Genomic DNA, 719 nt, shown 5'->3' with positions numbered 1-719 from the left:
CGGAGAAAGAATTATATATTTTTCACACAAGTAAGGAGCAAATAGAGGTAGAAGAACAATATTTTATAGGGATTCGGGGGAGAGTATGAATATAAGAATAGAAAATGGATTACCTATTGTTTCTGTCGAAATAAAGTGTGGTGAAAAAACTGCTCTTTTAACAGACGTGTTGTTGGACACAGGTTGTGCTACGACCATTTTTGATACGGATGCACTCGCACAAATTGGTATCGAATTAGATGGTACCGTCAAGAATTTTGTGTAATGTAAGATAGATAGGGGATCTCTGAATAGATAGGGTACTCCTTTCTCTGGAATGTGTTATGGCTAAATCAGAGAATACCCTACCTTTTTTCTTTTGGGCTAGCAAAATGCTTTACACAAACTTTTATACATCATCGGGCTTTGTATACCAAAAAGAAATAGGAGCTGTAATTCAGGTTGAATATTATGAAATGTTTTAAAAATTATGAATTGTATTTTATTGTCAGAAAAAATGTAAACCCATAAAGACAGTTTTGCTTACTAGTTTTATAATTTGTCTGTCGGGCAATGCACGCCATCGATCATTTATGAAATATTTTATTTCCACATATAAAACTAAACAGTAGGGTGTTTGACGTGATGATTTATAAAAAATGGCTCTACCATATCACCCACTATAGCAACCTTCCATCGATCCTTTGTCACGGTGGATTAGTGGCAAATAACGTGGCGAA

Annotated in this window: 1 protein-coding gene; it reads left to right on the top strand. The window is 34.8% G+C overall.

The genetic code is table 11. The annotated features are described in order from the left end of the window. Positions 1-85: 85 nt before the first annotated feature. Positions 86-265: a hypothetical protein gene (locus DCC82_RS17065; RefSeq protein WP_033026282.1), complete on the top strand. Its 180-nt coding sequence runs from the start codon at positions 86-88 to the stop codon at positions 263-265. Positions 266-719: the final 454 nt, after the last annotated feature.

The sequence above is a fragment of the Geobacillus sp. LYN3 genome (genome assembly GCF_003064505.1).
GTDB lineage: Bacteria > Bacillota > Bacilli > Bacillales > Anoxybacillaceae > Parageobacillus_B > Parageobacillus_B toebii.
This window is presented reverse-complemented; position numbering and strand designations above follow the sequence as displayed.

Bases quoted from the DNA above. Each gene is read 5' to 3' on its own strand.
- DCC82_RS17065 (WP_033026282.1), top strand. From the start codon at position 86: ATGAATATAAGAATAGAAAATGGATTACCTATTGTTTCTGTCGAAATA.